General features: G+C 38.5%; 21 protein-coding genes. 16 read left to right on the top strand and 5 right to left on the bottom strand.

Features of this window, described 5'->3' with window-relative positions; genetic code table 11:
* Positions 1–59 precede the first annotated feature (59 nt).
* Positions 60–1,451 (bottom strand): cysteine--tRNA ligase, encoded by a 1,392-nt coding sequence (cysS, locus tag ABN080_RS11040; protein ID WP_349441043.1) that lies wholly within the window; start codon positions 1,449–1,451, stop codon positions 60–62.
* Between the two features lie 375 nt (positions 1,452–1,826).
* On the opposite strand from cysS, the gene ppiB reads away from it, so the two are divergent.
* The 7 genes from ppiB to ABN080_RS11005 all read left to right on the top strand — a co-directional run bounded on the left by ppiB (position 1,827) and on the right by ABN080_RS11005 (position 9,595).
* Positions 1,827–2,321 (top strand): peptidylprolyl isomerase B, encoded by a 495-nt coding sequence (ppiB, locus tag ABN080_RS11035; protein ID WP_036934689.1) that lies wholly within the window; start codon positions 1,827–1,829, stop codon positions 2,319–2,321.
* A gap of 12 nt (positions 2,322–2,333) precedes the next feature.
* Complete coding sequence (gene lpxH / locus ABN080_RS11030) at positions 2,334–3,056, top strand: UDP-2,3-diacylglucosamine diphosphatase (protein ID WP_349441042.1); 723 nt, start codon at positions 2,334–2,336, stop codon at positions 3,054–3,056.
* 134 nt (positions 3,057–3,190) lie between these two features.
* The gene (gene purE, locus ABN080_RS11025) at positions 3,191–3,712 is read left to right on the top strand and encodes a 5-(carboxyamino)imidazole ribonucleotide mutase (protein WP_349439725.1); all 522 of its coding nucleotides are present in this window, start codon (positions 3,191–3,193) and stop codon (positions 3,710–3,712) included.
* The gene (gene purK, locus ABN080_RS11020) at positions 3,709–4,776 is read left to right on the top strand and encodes a 5-(carboxyamino)imidazole ribonucleotide synthase (RefSeq protein ID WP_349441041.1); all 1,068 of its coding nucleotides are present in this window, start codon (positions 3,709–3,711) and stop codon (positions 4,774–4,776) included. The genes purE and purK overlap by 4 nt, the downstream gene beginning before the upstream one ends.
* A 123-nt stretch (positions 4,777–4,899) precedes the next feature.
* Positions 4,900–6,159, top strand: coding sequence for an MFS transporter (locus ABN080_RS11015; protein WP_349441040.1), 1,260 nt, complete (start codon positions 4,900–4,902; stop codon positions 6,157–6,159).
* Positions 6,160–6,226: 67 nt separating this feature from the next.
* Positions 6,227–7,252: a mechanosensitive ion channel family protein gene (locus ABN080_RS11010; RefSeq protein WP_349441039.1), complete on the top strand. Its 1,026-nt coding sequence runs from the start codon at positions 6,227–6,229 to the stop codon at positions 7,250–7,252.
* Between the two features lie 180 nt (positions 7,253–7,432).
* Complete coding sequence (locus tag ABN080_RS11005; protein WP_349441038.1) at positions 7,433–9,595, top strand: ornithine decarboxylase; 2,163 nt, start codon at positions 7,433–7,435, stop codon at positions 9,593–9,595.
* A gap of 87 nt (positions 9,596–9,682) precedes the next feature.
* On the opposite strand, the gene ybbP is transcribed toward ABN080_RS11005, so the two are convergent.
* Entirely contained in the window at positions 9,683–12,124 is a 2,442-nt protein-coding gene (gene ybbP, locus ABN080_RS11000) for a putative ABC transporter permease subunit YbbP (protein WP_349441037.1), read from the bottom strand.
* On the bottom strand, positions 12,121–12,807 hold the full coding sequence (ybbA, locus tag ABN080_RS10995) for a putative ABC transporter ATP-binding protein YbbA (protein ID WP_196553901.1): 687 nt from the start codon (positions 12,805–12,807) through the stop codon (positions 12,121–12,123). The genes ybbP and ybbA overlap by 4 nt, the downstream gene beginning before the upstream one ends.
* On the opposite strand from ybbA, the gene tesA reads away from it, so the two are divergent.
* From tesA to ABN080_RS10970, 5 genes are all read left to right on the top strand, one after another.
* Positions 12,778–13,407, top strand: a complete 630-nt coding sequence (gene tesA, locus ABN080_RS10990) for a multifunctional acyl-CoA thioesterase I/protease I/lysophospholipase L1 (protein ID WP_349441036.1) — start codon at positions 12,778–12,780, stop codon at positions 13,405–13,407. The genes ybbA and tesA overlap by 30 nt on opposite strands.
* 50 nt (positions 13,408–13,457) lie before the next feature.
* Complete coding sequence (locus ABN080_RS10985) at positions 13,458–14,243, top strand: SDR family oxidoreductase (protein ID WP_349441035.1); 786 nt, start codon at positions 13,458–13,460, stop codon at positions 14,241–14,243.
* A gap of 84 nt (positions 14,244–14,327) precedes the next feature.
* The gene (locus ABN080_RS10980) at positions 14,328–15,185 is read left to right on the top strand and encodes a co-chaperone YbbN (protein WP_349441034.1); all 858 of its coding nucleotides are present in this window, start codon (positions 14,328–14,330) and stop codon (positions 15,183–15,185) included.
* Positions 15,186–15,222: 37 nt separating this feature from the next.
* Positions 15,223–16,146: an SPFH domain-containing protein gene (locus tag ABN080_RS10975; protein ID WP_349441033.1), complete on the top strand. Its 924-nt coding sequence runs from the start codon at positions 15,223–15,225 to the stop codon at positions 16,144–16,146.
* A gap of 2 nt (positions 16,147–16,148) precedes the next feature.
* Entirely contained in the window at positions 16,149–16,637 is a 489-nt protein-coding gene (locus ABN080_RS10970; protein WP_196554031.1) for an NfeD family protein, read from the top strand.
* On the opposite strand, the gene cueR is transcribed toward ABN080_RS10970, so the two are convergent.
* Positions 16,600–17,004: a Cu(I)-responsive transcriptional regulator gene (cueR, locus tag ABN080_RS10965; protein WP_072070124.1), complete on the bottom strand. Its 405-nt coding sequence runs from the start codon at positions 17,002–17,004 to the stop codon at positions 16,600–16,602. The genes ABN080_RS10970 and cueR overlap by 38 nt on opposite strands.
* 133 nt (positions 17,005–17,137) lie before the next feature.
* Here cueR and copA point away from each other — a divergent pair, with 133 nt between their 5' ends.
* The 4 genes from copA (at position 17,138) to ybaK (ending at position 23,193) form a co-directional block, all read left to right on the top strand.
* Positions 17,138–20,080, top strand: a complete 2,943-nt coding sequence (copA, locus tag ABN080_RS10960) for a copper-exporting P-type ATPase CopA (protein WP_349441032.1) — start codon at positions 17,138–17,140, stop codon at positions 20,078–20,080.
* Positions 20,081–20,438: 358 nt separating this feature from the next.
* Positions 20,439–21,773 carry a YadA-like family protein gene (locus ABN080_RS10955; protein WP_349441031.1) on the top strand — a complete coding sequence of 445 codons (1,335 nt, stop codon included), beginning with the start codon at positions 20,439–20,441 and terminating at the stop codon, positions 21,771–21,773.
* Positions 21,774–21,881: 108 nt separating this feature from the next.
* Complete coding sequence (locus ABN080_RS10950) at positions 21,882–22,691, top strand: TraB/GumN family protein (protein ID WP_349441030.1); 810 nt, start codon at positions 21,882–21,884, stop codon at positions 22,689–22,691.
* A 22-nt stretch (positions 22,692–22,713) separates the two neighbouring features.
* The gene (gene ybaK / locus ABN080_RS10945; protein ID WP_196553893.1) at positions 22,714–23,193 is read left to right on the top strand and encodes a Cys-tRNA(Pro)/Cys-tRNA(Cys) deacylase YbaK; all 480 of its coding nucleotides are present in this window, start codon (positions 22,714–22,716) and stop codon (positions 23,191–23,193) included.
* Positions 23,194–23,338: 145 nt separating this feature from the next.
* Here the strand turns inward: ybaK and ushA are convergent, their stop codons facing one another.
* Positions 23,339–25,003 (bottom strand): bifunctional UDP-sugar hydrolase/5'-nucleotidase UshA, encoded by a 1,665-nt coding sequence (gene ushA / locus ABN080_RS10940; RefSeq protein ID WP_115350799.1) that lies wholly within the window; start codon positions 25,001–25,003, stop codon positions 23,339–23,341.
* Positions 25,004–25,212: the final 209 nt, after the last annotated feature.

Here is a 25,212-nt window from a genome sequence, read left to right as displayed (position 1 = left end):
AATAAATATCCGATATTTTTATAAAAACACGTGTTATGTGTAATTAGTCGTTAATTATATTAATTATTACGACGCCAAGTTGTTCCTTTAGGGCCATCTTCTAAAACAATTCCCATCGCTGTTAATGCATCTCGCGCAACATCAGCAGCAGCCCAATCTTTATTTTTACGTGCATCGTTACGTTGTTGAATTAAAGCTTCAATTTTTTCAACTTCACCAGCATCATCTGCTTTAGCACTACTTTGTAAAAAGGCTTCAGGATCTTGCTCTAACAGACCTAATACTTTAGCTAATTTGCGTAGCACCGCAGCTAAACCGTTAGCTTTATTCATATCCACGCTTTTTAAGCGATTTACTTCTCGCGCTAAATCAAATAATACTGAATACGCTTCTGGTGTATTGAAGTCATCATTCATTGCTTCTATAAACAGTGCTTCAAACGCTTCGCCACCAGTAGGTTGTGCATTAGCATCAGTACCACGTAATGACGTATAGAGACGCTCTAAAGCGGTACGTGCTTGTTTTAGATTTTCTTCTGTGTAGTTAAGCTGACTACGATAATGGCCAGATAATAAGAAATAACGCACCGTTTCAGCATCGTAATAAGCTAATACATCACGAATGGTGAAAAAGTTATTGAGTGACTTAGACATTTTTTCTTTGTCTACCATCACCATACCGGAATGCATCCAATAATTTACATATGGGCCATCATGAGCACACGTTGATTGAGCAATCTCATTTTCATGGTGTGGGAACATTAAATCTGAACCACCACCATGAATATCAAAATGGCATCCTAACTCTTTACCGTTCATTGCAGAACATTCAATATGCCAACCAGGACGACCCGCTCCCCATGGAGACTCCCAACTTGGTTCACCCGGCTTAGACATTTTCCATAAAACGAAGTCCATAGGATTACGTTTCACGTTAGCCACTTCAACACGAGCACCTGCTTGCAGTTGTTCTAAATCTTGACGAGAAAGCAACCCATAATCAGGATCGGTGTCAATCGCAAACATAACGTCACCGTTTTCAGCAACATAAGCATGATCACGTTTGATTAACGTTTCCGTTAATTCAATAATTTCAGCAATATGGTGTGTCGCACGAGGCTCTGAATCAGGACGAGCAATATTTAATGCATCAAAATCTTTATGCATTTCAGCTAACATACGAGTTGTTAATTGCTCACATGTTTCATTATTCTCGATCGCACGTTTGATGATTTTATCATCCACATCCGTTACGTTACGCACATAATTAACATCATAACCTAAATAACGCAGATAACGGGTTATGGCATCAAAAGCCACAAACGTACGTCCATGACCAATATGACACAGGTCATAAATAGTGATGCCACACACGTACATACCTATTTTCCCTGCATGGATAGGTTTAAATTCTTCTTTTTGGCGAGTGAGAGTATTAAAAATCTTTAGCATCGGTGGACGTTCCCGTTTTCAACTGTACGTGTTTATTACGTTTTTATATAAAAGAAAATAACGACTACTATAGCACGATATTAATTAGGATATTGGATCTTGGAGACAAAGCAAACTCAAGATCTGCGCTAATATATTACTCTGCTTAATCCTTATTTTCACTGTTCTATCCTTGATAGTGAACAATCAAACTTCTGTTATTGAGCTAAATTTTGGCGAAAAATGTGTTTTCTCTATTTTGTACGCCTGTTTAATTAGAAAAACCGGGCAAAAAAAAGATGAATACTGACTAAATAAGGCAACTGTGATATAAAAAACGGGACTATTGTTTATGCCCAAATCTGGGTAAAGCTAAAATTATATTAGGATCTAAATATGGTTACTTTTCATACCAATTACGGCGATATCGTGATTAATACATTTGCAGACAAAGCGCCTGCAACCGTAGAAAATTTTTTAGACTACTGTAAAGAAGGATTCTACGATAACACTATCTTCCACCGTGTCATCAATGGCTTTATGATCCAAGGTGGTGGTTTTGAACCTGGTATGAACCAAAAAGCAACCAAAGCACCTGTTAGAAACGAAGCAAACAATGGACTTGCAAATAATCGTGGTACATTAGCGATGGCTCGTACTAACGATCCACATTCCGCGACTGCACAATTCTTTATTAACGTTGCAGATAACGATTTCTTAAACTTCCGTGCTGAAAATGCGAATGGTTGGGGATATTGTGTCTTCGCTGAAGTTGTTGAAGGAATGGATGTTGTCGACAAAATTAAAGCGGTTTCTACAGGTCGTAGCGGTTTCCACCAAGATGTTCCTCGTGAAGATATCATCATTAAAAGTGTAACGGTTAGCGAATAAGCATTACTCTTTATGTGTACGCTTTTTATTGCAGACCTGCATTTAAGTGAACATGAACCGGCAATCACTGCCGGTTTTCTTCGCTTTCTAAAAGAGCAAGCCATTCACGCTAAAGCGCTCTATATCTTAGGCGATTTTTTTGATTTTTGGATAGGTGATGATGATCCTAATCCTTTACATCAACAAATTGCTCAAGCGCTAATGACACTAAAAAATGCGGGTATTCCCTGTTATTTTATTCATGGAAATCGTGATTTTTTAATTGGCTCTCGTTTTGCAAAAGAGAGTGGTATCACTCTACTTCCTCAAGAAAAAGTGCTCAAAATTTATCAACATCATATCTTGATTTTACATGGTGATACACTTTGTACAGATGATGAGGCTTATCAACGTTACCGTAAAAAAGTGCATAATAAATTTATACAGCGCCTATTCTTATTACTGCCTCTGTTTGTTCGACTAAGAATTGCCAATAAAATGCGCTCTCGTAGCCAGCATGAAAACCAATATAAATCAGATGCAATTATGGATGTTAACCCACAAGCGGTGATTAATACCTTTAAACACTTCAATACACAATGGATGATCCACGGACATACACACCGACCGGCTGTTCATACTGTCCATATTGAAGGAAAAACACACTATCGTGGTGTATTGGGTGCTTGGCATACCGAAGGTTCTATGTTTAAAGTCACCGCTGAAAAAATAGAACTGATCCATTTTCCCTTTTAAGTTGTTTCACTTATTTTCTCTATAAAAAGTCTTTTTTTTCTTTACGCAAACGTTTTCCTTGGCGTGTTAGCGTGATACTATCATTCTCAATTTATTAGGCTATATCCGTTTATACTTACAGGAGCAGTTAAGTAATGTCTTCTCACGTTGGTCTAAATACCGCTTTTCCTCGTATCGCCATTGTTATGGGATCTAAAAGTGACTGGGCAACCATGTCTCATGCCGCTGATGTATTAGATGCACTACACATTCCTTACCATGTTGAGATTGTCTCTGCACACCGCACCCCTGATAAATTATTTAGTTTTGCTGAAAAAGCAAAAAGTAATGGCTTTGATGTCATTATTGCTGGTGCCGGAGGAGCAGCCCATTTACCTGGAATGCTTGCAGCTAAAACGTTAGTGCCAGTATTCGGTGTTCCTGTTCAAAGTGCAGCATTAAGCGGTGTTGATAGCCTCTATTCAATCGTACAAATGCCAAAAGGTATTCCAGTAGGAACCTTAGCGATTGGAAAAGCGGGTGCTGCCAATGCAGCTTTATTAGCGGCTCAAATTTTGGCATTACATTCTCCTGCTATTTTAGACGCACTGACTGCATGGCGCACAGCACAAACCGACGATGTATTAAATAACCCAGACCCAAGAGAGGCACTATGAAACCGGTTTGTGTCCTTGGAAATGGTCAATTAGGTAGAATGTTAAGACAAGCAGGTGAACCTTTAGGTATTGCTGTTTACCCTGTAGGATTAGATGCAGAACCTGAAGCTGTTCCCTATCAAAAAAGCATTATTACTGCAGAAATTGAACGTTGGCCAGAAACGGCATTAACAAAAGAATTAGAACGTCATACTAACTTTGTTAACCGTGATATTTTCCCTTTACTTGCAGATAGATTGCCTCAAAAACAACTTCTTGATGAACTAAGCCTAGCAACCGCACCTTGGCAAACCTTAACATCGCCAACACAATGGCCTGATATTTTTTCTCAGCTAGGTGATTTTATTATCGTGAAACGTCGTGTTGGTGGTTATGACGGCCGCGGACAATGGCGAATTCACCCTGGTGAAGAACAACAATTACCCGCTGAAATTTATGGTGAATGCATTGTTGAGCAAGGTATTCCCTTTTCTGGTGAAGTGTCCTTAGTTGGAGCCAGAGATAAAAAAGGTCATTGTGTATTTTATCCTTTAACACATAACCTTCATCAAGATGGCATTTTACGTATGAGTGTTGCATTACCAACACCTGCCCCAGAATTACAACAATCAGCAGAAAAAATGCTGACATCTATTCTTGATAAACTCAATTATGTCGGTGTAATGGCGATGGAGTGTTTTATTGTCGGTAATAAATTACTCATCAACGAATTAGCACCACGAGTTCATAACAGTGGACATTGGACACAAAATGGCGCCTCAATTAGCCAATTTGAGTTACATTTACGTGCAATCTTAGATTTACCTATGCCAAAACCTGAAGTTTGCCAACTCGCAGTGATGGTTAATTTGATTGGTACTGATATCAATCCTCAATGGCTTTCATTACCTTTAGTGCATTTACATTGGTATGAAAAAGAAGTTCGCCCTGTGCGAAAAGTGGGTCATCTCAATCTTGTTCATCGTGATAACCAACCGCTGAAAGACACACTTAAATCATTGAGTCTTATGCTTGATGATACCTATCAAAAACCCATCCAATGGGCTTTAGAAAAATTAAGCTAGCAGTCCGACTCATAAAGTTAGAGAATAATAGCCTTTAAATGAACAGACCTTGATTAAAGAGGTCTGTTATTCGCTATTTTCTCCTGATTATTCAGGTTACTGCACCCGTTTGATGGAGTCAGGATGCAAGCCACACAACAGAGTTTTGGACCCATTTATCAGTGGAGTATGCTGATATTACTGGGTTTGGTCTATTTTTTAGCTACCGCAACCACATTTACATCTTTGGGTGTTGTTCTTCCTAGCATGATAAGTGAGCTAGAGTGGAATTGGACACAAGCGGGCCTTGGTTTTACGTTATTAGGATTAACCTGTGGTCTTGCTAGTTTTTTACCCACTTTACTTATTCGTAAATTAAGTGTTCGCTTTACCCTTCTTATTGGACTGATTATTTTCGTTAGCGGTTTTTATTTTCTTTATGAAACCTACACCATTGCACGATATTTCCTTGGTACAGCACTATTAGGTATTGGTTTTACCTTACTTGCAACAGTACCCGGGACTTATGTAATTTCTCGCTTATTCGAAAAACAATCTTTTGCCTTCGGTGTTTATTTTACTATTGGCGGATTAGGTGGTGTGGCGGGGCCTTGGATCTACTTTTTAGCCACGCATTTATGGCATACATGGCGTATGCATTGGCTTATTTCAGCGATCACGCTTACCGTTATTACTCTTTTCACTATTCTCTTTTTACGAGAAGGAAGTAAAGAGCAAGAGCATGCCAAAAGAATTAGCCAACTCCAAAGCACAAAACGCATCTATCAAACCAAAGAAATTTGGACGGCACGCCATGCTTTGAGAACATGGCAATTTTATGTTATCGCTGCCACTTATACTGCTTTTTTATGGTGCGGTATTACCGTTAATAGTTTTGCTGTTGCTCATATTATTGAAAATGGCTTTGGTGAAACCATTGCCGCGACCTTATTAAGTAGCATGGCATTTATCAACGCTTTCTCACGCTTAGCCGGCGGCGCAATTGGTGAATGGCTAGAACCTAAAAAATTACTTATCGCTAGTTTAAGTATTATCATTATTGGGCTGTTAGCACTCAGTATGGCAAACTCTTGGGTTTACCTGATCCTGTTTACGGTTTGTGTTGGTATCGGCTATGGTATGACCTTTTTAGCATCAAGTATATTACTGGCTAACTACTTTGGTCGCTCTCCTTACCTTGAACTATTTTCAGTCATGAATTTAATTTCGACACTTGCTTGTTTAGCGCCGTTCTTTGCGGGTGCAATAAAAGATATATCAGGAAGTTTTACTCCTGCATTCTTAATTTTAACTGTACCTGTACTATTGATCCTAGCGATAACACTCTTTATGAAACCACCGACTTACCCTAAATTTCAGCATGCTAGTGAACACAAAAAATAGCGATTGAATAAACATGGTAATAGATTTTGTATTATACAAACGCATTTTCTAAGGAGATGTTAAGCTGATGAATGATGCATTAATAATAAAATACTCAATAGGTGTAGGGATTGCTTTAGCCTGTTTTGTTGGCTTTGTCGCCGTCTCTCTTTTTCATGACAAAAAGAAAAAACGTCGTAGAAATATTATTATTCATATTAGCCAAGCCATCTTCCTTTGTAGTTTAGTGATCATCTTAAGCCAATACTGTGAAATGGCTGTTGTTGATTTTAATCTCCATTTTATCTCTTTTAGGATGATTAATTTCTTTACTTACGTTGGTATCGCCTTAGTTTTAATGCGTAAGTTTTTCTTACTTATTAATAGACTAGAGCAATCACAGATCCAAAAAGGTAGTGATCCCACCTCTGCCCGTATTATTTCTCGGATATTTAAAATCAGCCTTTTTGTCATCATCATCTTATTGTTTGGTGAACATTTTGGTATGAGCTTATCTGGCTTAATGACTTTTGGCGGATTAGGTGGTATTGCCATTGGTATGGCAAGTAAAGATGTGCTCAGTAACCTTTTTTCTGGGGTTATGCTTTATTTCGATCGCCCTTTTAATATTGGTGACTGGGTGCGCTCACCTGATCGTAATATTGAAGGTACGGTAGTAGAAATAGGTTGGCGCATTACTAAAATTATTACCTTCGACCATCGACCACTTTATATTCCTAACTCAATTTTTTCCTCCATTAGTGTTGAAAATCCGGGACGAATGACTAATCGACGTATTGAAACTGAACTCGGTTTACGTTACGAAGATTCAGATAAAATTGGTGTGATCGTTGAAGATATTCGCACCATGCTAATGCAAAATGACAAAATTGATACGCAACAAACTTTGCTAGTCTATTTTAATCAATTCGCAGACTCTTCACTCAATATCATGGTGTATTGTTTTACCAAAACAACCGTCTGGGCACAGTGGCTTGAAGCTCAGCAAGAAGTCTATTTGAAGATAATTGAGATTGTGCATAAACATGGTGCTGACTTTGCATTCCCATCTCAAACAATCTATATCGAAAAATCATCTTCTATCCCACAATAATAGAAATGGATAAGTTTAGCCTCTTATAAACTTATCCATTTACCAATCACTATCAATGGTAATCTATGCATTTATTATGCATAAAATTGTTAATCTTATTGTTTTAATCCATTCCAATCATATTCACAACCAAGTATATTGTTCGCCAATTCTCCGATTGATTAAACACAAGTGTGTGTAATGAAAAAAATGAAGTTGGCATGTCGCCTCTCGCTTTCACACTATTTTTCGTGTGAACGCCCTATTATTGATATTGTTGATGCAAATTTAACACAAGTATCAGCGGTAATATTATCATTGCCAGATATTGAGTCAGGTGAATTAGCGCGTATTCAACAAACAGGCTTTGAATTACCTGTCTTTATTGCTGTTGATCTTAACGATACCATCGGTGCTGACTTGCTTAATCAAGTTTCAGGTATTGTCATTACAGATGAAAGTGCATATCAAAAGAATAGTATTTTGATCAATAAAGCAGCTCATCAATATGAAGAAAATTTGACTACACCGTTTTTCTCACGCTTAGTCAATTATGTTGCCGAAAAAAATGTTGCTTTTGATTGCCCTGGACATCAAGGTGGCGAGTTTTTCCGACGCCATCCTGCTGGTGAGCAGTTTTATCAATATTTTGGTGAGAATCTATTTCGATCTGATCTCTGTAATGCTGATGTGGAAATGGGGGATTTACTTATTCATGAAGGTGCACCCTACGATGCACAATCCTTTGCAGCACAAGTGTTTAATGCAGATAAAACCTATTTTGTCTTAAATGGAACTTCCTCTTCGAATAAAGTTGCCTTAAATGCATTACTGGCACCAAATGATTTAGTGTTATTTGATAGAAATAATCATAAATCCAATCACCATGGTGCACTTATTCAAGCAGGTGCAACCCCTATTTATTTAGAAACAGCTCGCAACCCTTTTGGTTTTATCGGTGGTATTGATGCGCATTGCTTTGAAGAGAGTTATTTACGCCAACAAATTGCAGAGATTACACCTGAACGCCAATTCGATAAGCGTCCTTTTCGTTTAGCCGTTATTCAACTAGGCACTTATGACGGCACTATTTACAATGCAAGACAAGTGGTTGATAAAATTGGTCATCTTTGTGATTACATTTTATTTGATTCCGCTTGGGTCGGTTATGAACAGTTTATCCCAATGATGAAACAGTGTTCGCCTTTGTTGCTGGCGCTTAATGAAAACGATCCCGGTATTCTCGTCACTCAATCTGTTCATAAGCAACTAGCCGGCTTTTCACAAACCTCTCAGATCCATAAAAAAGATGCACATATCAAAGGACAATCTCGATATGTTAATCATAAGCGTATGAATAATGCCTTTATGATGCATGCATCCACCAGCCCTTTTTACCCACTTTTTGCCGCTCTTGATGTCAACGCAAAGATGCATTCGGGCAAAAGCGGTGAAGCAATGTGGATGAATTGTGTAAAACAAGGTATTGAGGCTCGTAAATCCTTACTAAGACAGTGCCAATTTATTAAGCCATTTATTCCTGAAGTTGTTGATGGCATTGCTTGGCAAGATCACAACACAGATGAAATCGCTCACGATCAACGCTTTTTCAACTTTATTCCTAATGATAATTGGCACTCATTTGAAGGTTATGCCACCAATCAATATTTTGTTGATCCTTGCAAATTAATGCTTACAACACCGGGGATCGATCCTCATACTGGAGAATACGAGCCCTTTGGTGTGCCAGCATCTATTTTGGCAAACTATTTACGGGAACATGGCGTTATTCCTGAAAAAAGCGATTTAAATTCTATTTTATTTTTGCTCACACCCGCAGAGCATAATGATAAATTTGAGCGCTTAATTTCATTAATTATAAGATTTGAAAAACTGCTAATTGATGACTCCCAATTAGAACAGGTATTACCTTCTATCTGTCGTCGTTATCAATCTCGTTATCAGGGTTATACATTGCGTCAACTCTGTCAGGAAATGCATGATATTTGTATCAAATACAATATCAAGTTACTGCAAAAACAAATGTTTAGGAAAAATCATTTCCCTAAGCGAGCGCTAAGCCCTCAACAAGCTAATATTGAATTTGTACGTGGCAATGTAGAGTTTTTACCTTTAAGTCAATTAGATGGCAGAATTGCTGCTGAAGGGGCTTTACCTTATCCGCCGGGTGTTTTATGCACAGTTCCCGGTGAAATTTGGGGAGGTGCGGTGTTACGTTATTTCCAAGCCCTTGAAGTCACTATTAACCAACTTCCTGGTTTTTCAACGGAGCTTCAAGGTGTTTATATTTATAATGAAGATGATGGTAGTAAGCGTATTTATGCTTATGTTATAAAAGAATAATTCTTTATTTTTTCCATAAAAAAATGCTGATATTTAATGATATCAGCATTTTTATTTAACTCTATTTATAGCTCTTGTTTCTTTTCACTACTCACCTTGAATTCGGCGATATTGCCCTTTATCTTGCAAAAGCCTTACACCTAACATACTGCCACACAGCGATAATAAAAGTGCCGCGATAATAGGTACAGTAAACCACATTCCCCATTGAGGTTGCCAAGAAAAATTAAATACAAATTTCTGCAATAGACCTAATGCCATTTCAGCGCCAATTGCTGCGGCTAAACCTGCCATTAAGCCCAATAAAGCAAACTCCGCCCAAAGTGTACGTCGTAATAATAATTTACCAGCTCCCAATGTGCGGTAAACCACCAGCTCAATACGCCGTTGCGTCATTCCTACTTGAATTTGGGCAATTAATAATAATGCGCCACAAATCATCACCAACCCAACCATTATCTCCAATGCTCGACTGACTTGCTGTAAAATTTGTTGAACTTGCTGAATTAATGCGCCTGTGTCTAACACGCTTACGGTCGGGAATTGTCGATTAAGCGCCGTAATTAATGCACCATCTCCATTATAATAAAAACTACTCATCCATTTTTCTGGTTGATTATTTAATCCTTCTTCAGAAAAAATAAAGAAGAAGTTAGGGCGCATATTTTCCCAATCGACATGGCGAATACTCGTCACAACTGACTTAAACTCTCGAGTATCTCCCACAAAAGTTAATTCATCGCCCAGTTTAATCTCAAGTTGCTTGGCAACACCTTGATCAAGAGAAACACCATTACCAACAGGTGGCCATGTTCCTTCTACAATCACATTATCTTTAGGCAACTCACTGTGCCACGTTAAATTAAGCTCACGGCGCACTGTGTTATTACCAGCATCACGTTTATCAGCCCACTCTTTGGCATTATTCTCATTAATCTGCGTTAAGCGCGCTAATACTACAGGATAGGCGTCTGTAGGTTTGACGTTATGTTGTGCCAATAAGGTGTTAACTTCTTGGACTTGAGGTGCGGACATATTAATCAGGAAATAATTAGGACTATCTTCTGGTAGCTGTTTTTGCCATTTATCTAACAAATCACCTTGGATCAGCACCAATAGCGTTAGCAACATAAATGAAAGTGCAAAAGCAGCCAGTTGAGTCATGGTTTGAAAAGGCTGTCGCAACAAGCGAGTTACTGCTAACCGAGCACTAAGTTGGCGAAATTTGAACTGCTTTAATATCCACAATCCAAGCCAACCAATAACACCCAGTAAAAAAGCGATAACAACGATACCAAATAGAATTGACCACAATAAAACCCCAGTTCCGGCAAAAAGCGTTAAAGTACCGATAACAATTAATGCTACGAGTGGTAAATAAAAACGCAGAGGCCAGATCGATGCTGTGGTATCGCTTCTTAATACACGAGAAGGTTGGGTTGCCATTAACTGATAGTAAGGCCTTAATCCTGTTAATAAGGCGATTAACAATAAAGAGCCCACGGACCAAAACCACGGTAAAAAACTCGCATCAGGCAAACGTTTAGGCAAAACAGGAGCTAAAATTTGTAGCAGAATGCTTTCAAAGAGAAGTCCCGCCAATGAACCAACAATAACGGCTCCGATAAGAATAACGCCCCATTGCCCTACTATCCATTTCCGCAATGCGTGTTTATCTGCACCTAAGGTTTTTAGTACCGCAATTAAGGTATGGCGGCTACGACAATAGTGTGCCATTGAAACCGCTACTGCCGATATTGCGAGCAGTAACGTTAACAGGGCTGAGAGTAGAAGAAAGTTCTTTGCTCTTTCCATCGATTGTGAAAGCGCACCGCTGTCTTGTTTTAAACTATTCCAACGCTGATCGGGTTTTAATAGAGGATCAAAGCGTTGTTGATAACTATCAATTACTGACTCATTACCCGCTAACATATAGCGATAAGTTAGGCGACTCCCCGGTTGTACTGCACCGGTTGATTCAACATCATCAATATTAATTAAAATACGTGGCGCTATTTGGAAGGGATTGAAACCACTATCAGGCTCTTGAATTAATACACCACTGATTGTAAATGTAGCGTCACCTACATCAATTTTATCACCGACTTTTATATCCAACAGCTCCAGTAATCTGGCGCCAACAAGCGCAGTTCCTTTTTCTGGTTTCAAACCCGCAGGTTCTGTTTCTAATTCACCATAAAGTGGATATAAATTATCAGTAGCTTTAACTAATGCAAGCTGTGGTGTATCTCCTTCTGGAGCATAAGACATTGTAGTAAATTGCATTTGGCGACTGAGCGTTAACCCCATTTTTTTCGCCTCAGCAAGCCAGTTTTCATCAACGGGATAAGATGCTCGTAGTACTAAATCGCCCGCGATTAAGTCTCGACTTTGGGCATAAATGCTTTTATCAATACGATCACCTATGCGTCCTAAAGCAAGTACACAAGCGACCGCAAGTGCTAAAGAAAGCCAAACAATTAATAATGCAGGAGAACGCCATTCACGCCAGAACCAACGCCAAATCATGACTCCTCCTTAAGTTGTCCATCAACTAATCGTAAACGTCGCTGACAACGAGCGGCAAGCTCATTGTCATGAGTCACTAAAATCAATGTTGTTGCATAATCTCGATTGAGGGAAAACAGTAGATCAGCAATTTTATCTCCTGTTTTACGATCTAAATTTCCTGTTGGTTCATCAGCAAAAAGAATAGCAGGTTGAGTACAAAACGCTCTAGCCAGTGCCACACGTTGTTGTTCACCACCCGATAGTTGTGCTGGCATATGGTGCAAGCGTTCCCCTAATCCTAACAGCTTAAGTAAATCTACCGCACGAGAATAACTGTGTTTTTCGGACTCACCTTTTAATAATGCGGGCAATTGCACATTTTCGAGTGCATTCAATGTCGGAATTAACATAAAGGATTGAAAAACAAACCCAACATGCTGAGCACGCAACTTTGCACGCGCTTCTTCATCCATATTTGTGAGATCTTGCCCCATTAATTTCACACTGCCAGCGCTTCCATCATCAAGTCCGGCAATGATCCCTAACAATGTCGATTTACCCGATCCTGACTCACCAATTAACGCAATTGTTTGTGCAGGCTCGACAACTAACTCAACACCCTGCAATATAGAGATCTGACTATCACCTTGTCCTACTTGTTTGGTTAACTGATGAACTTCAAGAACCTTTTCCGTCGACATACATTTTTCCTTATCGTTATGATGATGCTTAGCTTTAAGGCGATTGCTGCTGATACCTTTTTAATCTTTGGTGACAGCTTGAGTGCAGGTTATCGTCTTCCTCTTGAGAGTGCATGGCCACAGCGCCTTGCTGATAAATGGAAAACAACTCACCCTGAAATTAATGTTATTAATGCAAGTATCAGTGGTGAAACTGCATTTCAGGGTCAAAATAGACTGCCTGATTTATTAAAACAGCATCAACCACGTTGGGTTTTAATTGAATTAGGTGCAAATGATGGCTTACAGGGATACCCTGTTGCACAAACAAAAGACGCGTTACAAAACATCATTACACAAGTTAAAGCGTCGGGCGCAACCCCACTTTTTATGCAAATAATGATTTCACCTAATTATGGTAAACGTTATACACAATCCTTTTCAGCGATTTATCCTAAACTTGCTGAAGAGAATGCACTTCCTCTGCTTCCTTTTTATATGGAGCAAATCGCAGATAAGCCTGAGTGGATGCAAAACGACAGTATACATCCCAATGAAGATGCTCAGCCTTTTATTGCGCAATGGATGGATAGAACATTATCCCCTTACTTAACACGTTAGACTATTCTGACAGTAGTTAACGTAGATTAAACGAGATTAATTGTAAAATTATGCAAAAAACGGTATTGATTACAGGAAGTTCTAGTGGAATAGGGCTTTGTGCAGCTAAAGCGCTTAAGAAAAGAGGCTATCGAGTCCTTGCAGCTTGCCGTAAAGATGAAGATCTTAAACGCATGGAAACACTGGGATTAGAACCTATTTATCTTGATCTTGATGATGCAGAAAGTGTTGAAAATGCCGCTCTAGAGGTTATTCATCTAACAAATGGTCGTTTATATGGATTATTTAATAACGGTGGGTTTGGTGTTTATGGTCCACTAGATGCCATTACTCGCCAACAAATGGAGAAACAGTTCTCGACGAACTTTTTTGGCTTACACCAACTCACTACCTTACTCTTGCCTGCAATGTTACCCCACGGTGAAGGGCGAATTATTCAAACGAGCTCAGTGATGGGCATTATTTCAACGCCGGGTCGGGGTGCCTACGCAGCCAGTAAATATGCTGTAGAAGCGTGGTCTGATGCACTAAGAATGGAAATCGCACATACGGGTGTTAAAGTCAGTTTAATTGAGCCAGGCCCGATACGAACCTGCTTTACAGAAAATGTGAACCAAGCTGAGAAAGATAAACCCGTAAAAAACCCAGGGATTGCGAGTCGTTTCACATTAACACCTGAAGATGTAGTGAAAAAGCTTATCCACGCTTTAGAAAACCCAAAACCTAAGATACGTTATCCCGTAACGCTATTAACTTATGCTGTCAGAATATTAAAACGTTTTCTACCTGATACCTTGATGGATGCAATTTTAAGTCGCCAAAGTGGTAAGGCTTGATTTTTTTGGTTTCACCCTTACTTATTAATGAAATAGCGTTATAAATCGCATCTATATTTAAAACACTCAAAAAGGGACAAGTTAATGTTAGCAACTGCACATATTGTTGATGTAAATGAATCAAATATTCAACAAGTTATAGAACAGTCCATGACCAAACCCGTCATGATGTATTTCTATTCAGAACATAGCCCTCATTGTGCAGAACTTGGCGCAACATTAGATAAACTGGCAGCCGAATTTGCTGATCAATTTATTTTAGCCAAATTGGATTGCGATGCAGAACAAATGATTGCCTCACAATTTGGCCTACGTGCGATCCCAACTGTTTATATTTTGCAAGAAGGCCGCCCTGTCGATGGTTTCCAAGGCCCTCAACCTGAAGAAGCAGTCCGCCAAGTTTTAGCCAATGTATTACCAAAACCTGAAGAGCTAAAAGCGGCTCAAGCAGCGCAACTTCTTTCAGAAGGAAAAGCGGATGAAGCTTTACCTTTATTAAAAGAAGCACATCAACTCGCGCCTAAAAACAGTGAAATTACGCTAGCTTTAGCGGGTGCTCTTATTTCTTTAAATAAAAATGAAGAGGCACAAACACTGTTAAGCACTATCCCATTACAAGATCAAGACAGTTATTATCATAGCTTACTGTCACAAATTGAATTACAAAAACAAGCAGCTGATACTCCAGAAATTCAGCAATTACAAAATGATTTTAACCAACAACCTGCAAATACCGATCTTGCTATTCAACTTTCACTAAAATTGCATGAAGTTGCCCGTAATGAAGAAGCATTAGAATTACTATTTGGTTTTATCAAAAAAGACTTAAATGCAGGTGATGGGCAAGTTAAGAAAACACTGATGGATATTTTATCTGCCTTAGGTACTAATGATAATTTAGCGTCTAAATATCGCCGTATGGTGTATTCTTTACTTTATTAGTTTTATTTTCTTATAAAAGCAGACTCAGGACAGATATATGGAAATAGTCATTGGTATTATCATCTTATTCGCTATTATTTTGGTTTTAAGTGGTGTTAAAACCGTTCCACAGGGTTATCAGTGGACTGTCGAACGTTTTGGTCGTTACACACGAACACTCACTCCAGGACTTCAAATTCTTATTCCTTTTGTCGATCGTATTGGTCGCCGTATTAATATGATGGAACAAGTACTTGATATTCCATCTCAAGAAGTGATCTCTCGTGATAACGCCAACGTCAGCATCGATGCAGTCTGCTTTATTCAAGTAATCGACCCAGTTAAAGCGGCTTATGAAGTTAACAATCTAGAACTTGCTATTATCAACTTAACACTGACGAATATCCGTACAGTATTAGGTTCAATGGAACTTGATGAAATTCTTTCTCAACGTGACCAAATCAATAGCCGTCTTTTACTCATTGTGGATGATGCAACCAATCCTTGGGGTATCAAAATTACCCGTATTGAAATTCGTGATGTTCGTCCACCAAAAGAATTGATTTCTGCAATGAATGCTCAGATGAAAGCCGAACGTACTAAACGTGCCGACATTCTTGAAGCTGAAGGTATTCGTCAAGCCGCTATTTTAAAAGCTGAAGGTGAGAAACAAGGACAAATTCTGAAAGCTGAAGGTGAGCGTCAATCTGCATTCTTACAAGCAGAAGCCCGTGAACGTGCTGCAGAAGCTGAAGCTAAAGCAACACAAATGGTATCTGAAGCAATTGCTAAAGGTGATATGCAGGCAATTAACTACTTTGTTGCTCAAAAATACACAGATGCACTCGCTCAAATTGGCTCAGCCAACAACAGTAAAGTTGTGATGATGCCACTAGAAGCTAGTAATTTAATGGGCGCAATTGGTGGTATTTCAGAGCTCCTTAATACCAAAAAGAATGACTCTGGTAACAAGAGTAATTAATGATGATTGAATGGATTAGTGCCCACCCCGCACTTTTCTGGCTTTGTCTTGGTGGCTTGCTGTTAATTGCAGAAATGCTAGGAACAGCAGGATACCTTTTATGGTCAGGAATGGCAGCATTGTGCGTTTCTTTACTCGCATGGGTGCTACCTATTAACTGGCCTATTCAAGGTGTGTTATTTGCGATATTAACAGTTATTAGTGCTGTACTTTGGCACCTTTGGCTTAAACGCAGAAAACAATCAAAAGAAGCTGAGAACTTAAATCAGAAAAGTCATCAATTGATTGGTGTTCATGCTGTTTTATCATCAGATACGGAAAATGGGTTTAGCCGTGTAAAATTAGCAGATGGTAGCTGGCGTGTTTATTCAGACACGCCATTACAAGCGGGTGATCAGGTAGAAGTGATTGCTATTGATGGCATTACTTTACACGTTATTCCACTTAAACCGACTACTTCTGATGGTGGCAACACCCTGACAAATGATTGATGATAGGGCAATCAGCACCATCATCGCCAGGACATTCGCTGGCTAACAAGAGAAGACGTTGACGAATTGCGTTAAGTTCATTAATCGTCTTCTCAATTTCAGCCACCTTTTTTAAGGTCGCTTCTTTCACATCAGCGCTATGTCGTGATGGATTTCTTAATAACATTAATAATGCACGACACTCTTCTAGGTTAAAACCAACCTCTCTGGCTTGTCGCAATAATGTTAATTCTTCAATATGTTGCGCCTGATAATAGCGATAGCCGTTTTCACCTCTTCCTGGGGGTGTAATCAAGTCTTTTTCTTCATAAAACCGAATGGCTTTAGCTGTTAATCCTGTTTTATTTGCGATTTCACTAATATTCAAAATTCCCCCTTGACCTTCCCCTAGCGGAAAGGTTTAGCCTTTATCTCTGATAAGAAAAAACCTTTAAAGAAAGCAAGTTACCAGATATTGCGCAATAATAGAGGTAACGCTTTTTATTTCGGAGACAACTAACATGGCAAAAACTACGCTACTCTCATTACAAGGGCTTTCATGCTCCCACTGTGTTAACAGTGTAAAAAAAGCACTTGATGCTCGCAATGATATAGAACAGTCAAATGTGACTATTCAATACGCTAAAATTGACAGTGATGCAACTGCCGAAAGTTTAATCAAGACCATTGAAGATGCTGGGTATGAAGCAACGGTCGCAACACAACCTGATGTAAAATTAAGCTTAAGTGGTCTTAACTGCATGAAGTGTGTAGGTAAAACCGAAAAAGCATTATTAGCCATTGAAGGTGTAGTAGCTGTTAATGTAACAAAAGAGTCAGCTGAAGTTTTTGGCAATGCTACTGCGGATACCTTAATTACAGCAATTACTGCAGAAGGTTTTCAAGCCAGTTTAGCCCCCACAGATAACACAATTCATTTAACCCTTTCAGGCTTAAATTGTGGCCATTGCATCGGTTCAGTCAAAAAAGCGCTTGAAGCTACAACAGGCGTTGATAGCGCTGAAGTTGAATTAACTCATGCAAAAGTAATCGGAACAGCCACCGCAGAGACATTAATAACTGCCATTAAAGATGCTGGTTTTGAAGCACAACTAGCAGGTACTGATTTCCCAAAAACTGAGCCGCTGACGCAAACGCATACACAACTGGATGCATCGTCAGCGGCTATTTGTGACATTCCAGTTGAAAACTCTGACATTGAAATTAGCCCAGAAATAGACACTGACGATGACAGCAGTGTTCAGCTTTTAATTGATGGCATGACCTGTGCAAGTTGTGTAAACAAGGTTCACAAAGCATTACAATCTGTTGATGGTGTTGAGAATGTACGTGTAAACCTTGCAGAACGCAGTGCATTAGTAACCGGTGACATCAATCATGACGCACTTGTTAACGCTATCGAAAAAGCGGGTTATGGCGCTGAAATTATTCAAGATGATGTAAAACGAAGAGAACGCCAGCAAGAAGTTGCGGTAGCAAATATGAAGCGTTTTCGTTGGCAAGCTGCACTTGCGTTAGTCGTTGGTCTTCCCGTTATGATTTGGGGAATGATCGGCGATAACATGATGCTTACCGAAGCAAATCATAGTATTTGGTTGGGTATTGGTATTGCAACACTCTTTGTGATGGTGGTTGCGGGTGGACATTTTTATCGTAGTGCATGGCAAAGCTTAAAAAACCGCAGTGCAACGATGGATACCCTTGTTGCATTAGGAACAGGAACAGCGTGGCTCTATTCCATTACAGTGAATTTATGGCCAGAAATATTCCCCGCTCAAGCTCGACATCTCTATTATGAAGCCAGCGCAATGATCATCGGTTTAATCAACTTAGGTCATATGCTTGAACAACGTGCGCGACAACGTTCATCTAAAGCACTAGAGCGTCTATTAGACTTAACACCGCCCACAGCAAGAGTTGTCACTGAAAATGGTGAAGTCGATATGCCATTAGCTGATGTCAAACAAGGCATGACTTTACGGTTAGCAGCGGGTGATAAAGTGCCTGTTGATGGTGAAATTATCCAAGGTGAAGTATGGATGGATGAGGCAATGCTAACGGGAGAGCCTATCCCACAGCAAAAAACCATTGGCGACTCCATTCATGCAGGAACAACGGTGCAAGATGGCTCGGTTTTATTTAAAGCTGCCGCTGTAGGAAGCCAAACAACACTGGCGCGCATCATTAAATTAGTTCGCCAAGCACAAAGCAGTAAACCTGAAATTGGCCAGTTGGCTGATAAAATTTCAAGTGTATTTGTTCCCGTTGTTGTCGCGATTGCCTTAATTGCTGGCGCTATTTGGTACTTCTTTGGTCCATCGCCTCAAATCACTTATGCACTCGTGATTATCACAACGGTGTTAATTATCGCCTGCCCTTGTGCTCTGGGTCTCGCAACGCCAATGTCAATTATTTCAGGTGTAGGTCGAGCTGCGGAATATGGTGTTTTAGTTCGTGATGCAGATGCTCTTCAACAAGCGAGTAAACTTGATACTTTAGTCTTTGATAAAACAGGTACCTTAACAGAAGGATTGCCACAGGTAACTGAAATACATACCTTCAATCAAGTCAGTGAAGAGGAAGCATTGGCATTAGCGGGATCGCTTGAAAACGGTTCTAATCACCCATTAGCGAAGGCAATTTTAACACGAGCTGAAGGCATATCATTACCTGAGATTAATCAGTTCCGCACCTTAGCGGGTATGGGATTAACAGGCAAGATCAAAGGTAAGACTGTTCTATTGGGTAACCCTAAACTGATGAGAGAATCGGGCATTGATATTAGTGAAATCAATACACTTATCGATTCTCAAGCAGCAAAAGGTGTTACTCCTGTTTTACTTGCTCAAGAAGGTAAAGTTGTGGCACTTCTCTCTATTAGAGATCCGTTAAGAGAAGACACCGTCAGTGCACTGCAACGCTTGCATAATCAAGGTTATCGCTTAGTCATGTTAACCGGTGATAATCCGATTACGGCAAATGCCATTGCAAAAGAAGCGGGTATTGATCAAGTGATTGCAGGTGTTATGCCTGAAGGTAAAGCGCAAGCCATTACAGAGCTTCAAGCACAAGGTCATCGAGTGGCAATGGTAGGTGATGGCATTAATGATGCCCCTGCTCTCGCAAAAGCTGACGTTGGTATTGCCATGGGTGGAGGCAGTGATATTGCCATAGAAACTGCGGCAATTACTTTAATGCGCCACAGTTTGCATGGTGTTGCCGATGCGGTTGAGATCTCAAAAGGGACATTGCGCAATATGAAGCAAAATTTATTCGGTGCTTTTGTTTATAACAGCTTAGGTATCCCCATTGCAGCTGGTATTTTATATCCACTGACAGGAACATTACTTAATCCTGTAGTTGCCGGCGCAGCAATGGCGCTGTCTTCAATCACGGTTGTCAGTAATGCAAACCGTTTATTGCGTTTCAAGCCTAAGCAATAACCCTTAAAACCATCAAGAAATATTATATTTAAGCCGCTTTTACTTCTCGGTAAAAGCGGTTTTTTATTGCTATTAATTAACAATTATGAATATTTTCAAAAGGTTAAAAAAAAGCCGATATTTCTATCGGCCAGTCAAAGAGGAATTTCTCATTATACAAGAGAGTCATTACTCCGCCCTCTTAGCGCTAGAATAGCAATATATTATAAATATTTCATTCATTTTTATTAATTCATATCTAAAACACATTTTTATAAAAAAGAAACAAAACTAAGGCGTTAATTAAATATATTATTGTCAATCATTAAACTAACTTTTAAAATAAAAGGTCAAATTTCAATACTAAAAGGATTTAAAAATGAAATATAGTAAATTATTAATTATATTACTATCATCCATATACTCTGCAAGTGCTTTATCTAATATTGATATCGGATTAAATTTAGAGAAAGCACCTATGCTTTCTTATAATCATTATCCCAATATGCCTAATGAAATATCAAATCCAGGATTGAATGATTTTAATTATGTTAGAAAATTATATTTTAAACACTTCAATTTAAATCCAATGTATCCCTCAAAACTCACACCAATCCATCACATAAAAGAAACTTACGAAGATGGTAAAAAAATGTTTTCAAAAAGATTTATCTATTCAAAAGGTTCTGATTACTCTGTTGATGATAAATCACACAATAGCACAATATTAATAAATACTGAAATATTCGATGGATTAACTAATAACTATTTAATTCACAACGACCCTCTTTTATATAATAAAATAATAGAAAATGGTAATAAAATTATCATTAAAGATTTAAATAAATTAGAACACCTTAGTTTATCTTATTTTTTTGAAAACATAGAGACATTCGTTACTGGTACAGCTAATAATCCTACTATCAAAGAGCGCTCAATTAATCTAGCCAACATATTTAAAGACTATGATTTTAATAGTGAACACCATGTTATAATAGAAAAAGATTATGAGAATTATGGTGTTCTATCAGAATATAATAGTACAAATGATAACCTTGAAAAGAAGGCAACTTTATTGGATTTAGTTATATTGTCAGACCATATTGATGATGATGCAAATCAAAAACATAACGAAATAAAATCAATGACTGAAAAAAACACAATGGGAATATTAGAAAATAAAGAAATTACTGAGAAAAATAAAATTGATATAAAAAATAACAAAGAAATTACTGATAAAAATAAAATTGATATAAAAAATAACAAAGAAAATATTGAGAAAAATAAAAATGACATCACTAATAATAAAGAAAAAGTAGATAAATACTTAAACACTTTAGATATTGCCGGTTACCCCAGTGATATAACTGGTCATTTTTCAAAACTGTATAGCAAAGATATCGTCACTAAAAATAGACTTGATGTGCTTGAATCTGATTTCAAACACTTTAAATCAGATACTCAAAATCGTTTCTATAAAGTAGAAAAACGCGCCAACCAAGGTATTGCGTCTGTAGCTGCAATGAGTAATTTACCTTTTACCGATTCTGCTACATTTAGTACCGCTATTGGCATAGGTAATTATCGTAATGCCACTGCTCTTGCTTGGGGTATGCAGTATCGTATTAATGAAAATGTTAAAGTCAGAGCTTCAACAGCATGGAATGATTCAAATAATTTTGTTTCAGCTGGTGGTATCGGTATTAGTTGGTAAATAAAGTAAAAACAGCGAAAACTAAGTAAAGCTTGGTTTTCGTTGTTTCATTCCCTTTCAAATCCGTTATGCTAAAACCTTGCGATTCAATCCCTAAGGAGCATATCAATGACGGGTATTTTTCAGAAAATCAAACACTGGGTTGGGATAAAAAACACAACCCATTACCCTTATCCCGCTGTTGATATTATGCTACCAAATAATGTCTCTTTGCACCTTGTGGGTAGTATTCATATGGGTGTTCCAACAATGACACCGCTATCGAATGTACTTATAAATGAAATAAAAAAAGCAGATGCTGTTATTGTTGAAGCCGATATTTCAACAGAGGTACAACCTTTTGATCAATCTTCCCTTTCTAGAGAGCCTCTCGAAACTCGTATAAGCGACCCTCTCTTTTCTCAAATTACACAGCATTGCGAAGCGCTCTCCCTTTCTCTTTATCAAATTGAAAATAAGCCCCTTTGGCAAATTGCCCTTATTATGCAATCTACCCAAGCAATGCAGTTGGGTTTAGAACCTCAACATGGCATTGATTATCAAGTCATTCAACATGCTAATGAGTGCAAAAAAAATATTATAGAGCTGGAAGGTATTGAAAATCAGGTCGCATTATTATTGAACTTCCCTCACGATGGTCAGCAATTACTCGAAGATACTCTAAAAAATTGGCACGATAATGCACGTACATTGCAAATCATGATTAATTGGTGGTTAAATTATAATAGTCGAGAAAAACAGCTTCCTTTACCAAACACCTTTAGCAAAGCGGTATTTGATATTTTAATGGAAAGTCGTAACCAAAAATGGGCTAATCTATTATTAAAATTACCGGCCGGACGCTATGTGGTCACTGTAGGTGCTCTGCATTTATTTGGTGAAGAGAATTTAATTGATTTATTAACACATCAAGCATAAAACCTTCTGAGTAGGAATAACTATGACTCCCGCTGTAAACTTATTGGAAAAACAGAAAATTAAATTTATCCTCCATCCTTATGAGCATGATGCTAATGTTCATAATTTTGGTGATGAAGCCGTTGAAAAACTGGGCTTGAATAATCGTCAAGTTTTTAAAACACTTTTAGTCTCCTTAAATGGTGATGCAAAAAATCTAGCAGTTGCAGTCACTCCTGTTTCTGGCCAGTTAGATTTAAAGCTTGTCGCTAAGTGCTTTAAAGCGAAAAAAGCAGATATGGCAGATCCACAAATTGCACAAAAGGTAACAGGTTATTTAGTGGGGGGAATAAGCCCATTAGGTCAGAAAAAACGGCTGCCCACTGTAATTGATGAACAAGCACTTGAATTTAATACTATTTTTGTTTCTGGTGGTAAACGTGGCTTAGATATTGAATTATCAGCTAAAGATCTCGCTACGGTATTAGGAGCTCAATTTGCACTGATCCGCAAAGAGCCTTGATCATTGTCGATTTTTTATTTTAAGGCTCATCCTCAAAATAAGAAATTAATACAATTTACTATTCTTAAAGCAAAAGAAAAGGCGATATGAATATCGCCTTTTCTGCTTTTATCAATATGGCAAAAATAATATCTCTTAATGAGAGCTATTTTTTATAAACAATCTCACCTTTTGGTTCAAAGTCTGCGGCTTTCAGTGGAGAATGTGCTTCAATATAACCTTTCAACACTTCTGCATCCACGAAACCGGTATTAACATAACCTGGGTGAACATCGATCTTAGGATAGCCATCGCCACCAATACCGTTAAAGTTTAATGTCGCCATACGGTAAGATTTAGTTTTGTCTAATGGTTTGCCCGCAATTTTAACATCGCTCACTTTGCAATCAGCATCAACAGTTAAACTAACATTGTAGAACTGCGCATAAGCACCTGAGTCAACTTTCATGCAAGCTACTGCTGATAAATAAGGTTCAACTTCTTCACCTTTAAAATCAACATAAACCAGTTCATTCGCGAATGGTTGAACTTTTAATACATCTTTATAAGTGATATCGCCCGATTCGATAGAATCACGCACACCACCACCACTCATAATGGCAAAGTCAGCATTAGCACGCTCAGCTTGTGCTGATAACAATAAACGCGCCATATTGGTTTGAACAAAACGAACTTTACTACGATCGCCTTCCAGTTTACCAACCACTTCACCTACTTTAACATTGAGTTGCTCACCGCCTTTTTCTTGATAAGGCGTCAGCAATTTCATCATTTCAGGATTATGAGGGATTTCTTTAGTGTAGTAGACAAGTTCCGTTGTGCCATCGTCTTTCTTCACTTTTTGATTTAAGTTGATTGGGATTAATTGGTAGTGTTTTAGCGTGAATTCACCATTACGGAATTCAAAGTCTGCACGTCCAACATATTTACCCCATTCATGGGCTTGAACAATCCATGTACCATTCTGATTATCTGGTGCGCACGGTGTTCCCGGCACATAATCAGCTTGTTTATAGTTTTTATTCTCTTGAGACATACAGACAGGATCTTGGGAGTGACCACCCACAATCATATCAAGATACCCTTTTGGTAACGCACGCGCCATTTCAACATCACCCGGAGCGTTAGAACCATGGTTACCATCATCATAATGCCCCATATGTGTTGCCGCGATGATAATGTCTGGTTTTTCTGTGGTACGTAACTCCTCAACAACTTTTTTTGCTTCATCTGAAGGTTTACGGAATTCAGTGTCTGGGAAGTTTGCTGGGTTACCGATACGTACAGTATCGTCTGTGGTTAAACCTAATACGGCAATTTTTACACCTTGTTTATCAAAAATGGTGTAAGGCTTAAATAAACGCTCACCGGTGCTCTTTTGATAAATATTGGCGGATAAGAATGGGAATGTAGCCCATTTTTCTTGTTGGCGTAAAACCTCTAAAGGATTATCAAACTCATGGTTACCCAGAGCCATTGCATCATAACCTACAAGGTTCATACCTTTAAAATCGGGCTCAGCATCCTGTAAGTCAGATTCTGGAACACCGGTATTGATATCACCACCAGATAACAGCAGTACGCTACCACCTTTTTTAGCCACCTCGTCGCGGATATTATCAACCACAGTTTTCTGTGCTGCTAATCCATATTCGCCACGATCGTTATGCCAAAAATGTCCATGATGATCATTGGTGTGCAAAATAGTAATTTCGTAGGTTTTATCCTTTTCCCATGCCTGAGACAACGCTGGCGCCATAGCTAAAGAAACGGTCAATGCGCATGCCGATAATTTAAACGATAAGCTCATGGTATATCCCCATGTATATTATTTATTGAGAAGGTTCTGCCATGGTTCTACTGTAGAAAAAGAAGACAGAAGTTAAATACTTTTGCTGTATTTTATGACGTAGGTTATATAATTTTTTTATTATTTCATTGATCCAATAGTTTTTTTGAGACATGAATCAAATTCTATTTCTCACAAAAGTACTCTATTCCAAATAGATGTAAACTAGA

Origin of the sequence: Proteus sp. fly-1089 (assembly GCF_040138965.1) — a bacterium.
Classification (GTDB): Bacteria; Pseudomonadota; Gammaproteobacteria; order Enterobacterales; family Enterobacteriaceae; genus Proteus; species Proteus vulgaris_B.
The sequence above is the reverse complement of the archived record's forward strand: the minus strand, read 5'-3'. Positions and strand labels throughout refer to the sequence as shown.